The organism is Streptomyces sp. URMC 124 (assembly GCF_051386455.1).
In the GTDB taxonomy this organism is placed as follows: Bacteria; Actinomycetota; Actinomycetes; order Streptomycetales; family Streptomycetaceae; genus Streptomyces.
On sequence record NZ_JBPQTS010000378.1, the window covers coordinates 1 to 375 of the forward strand.

Here is a 375-nt window from a genome sequence, read left to right on the forward strand (position 1 = left end):
GGCCGCGGGGGCCTGGGCTGAGGGGGCGTAGCCGCTGCCGCCACCGCCGAAGCCGCCGGGAGCACCGGAACCTCCGTAGCTGCCGGAAGCGCCGAAGCCGCTGCCGCCGCCGGAAGAGCCGTAGCCGCCGCCGAAGCCGCCTGCGGGCGCGCCGGGGCCGCCTGCAGCGCCGCCTCCGCCGCCGACGACCAGCTCGATCTTCCACTGGACCTGGCCCTGGTAGACGTCGCCGATCGCCTGGCGCAGGACTTCCTCACTGCCGCTGTTGGCGAAGCTGTCGCGCGCGCCGGCATTGGCGAAGCCGACCTGCAGGGTGGTGCCGTCGAAGCCGACGACCTCGGCGTTCTGGCTGAGGACGATCCAGGTGAAGCGGCG

The 375-nt window shown here is 74.7% G+C and carries 1 pseudogene; it reads right to left on the minus strand.

Annotation, left to right across the window (positions count from 1 at the left end):
• Positions 1-375, minus strand: a pseudogene (locus tag ACSNOG_RS33020) (DNA polymerase III subunit gamma and tau); the annotation flags it as partial.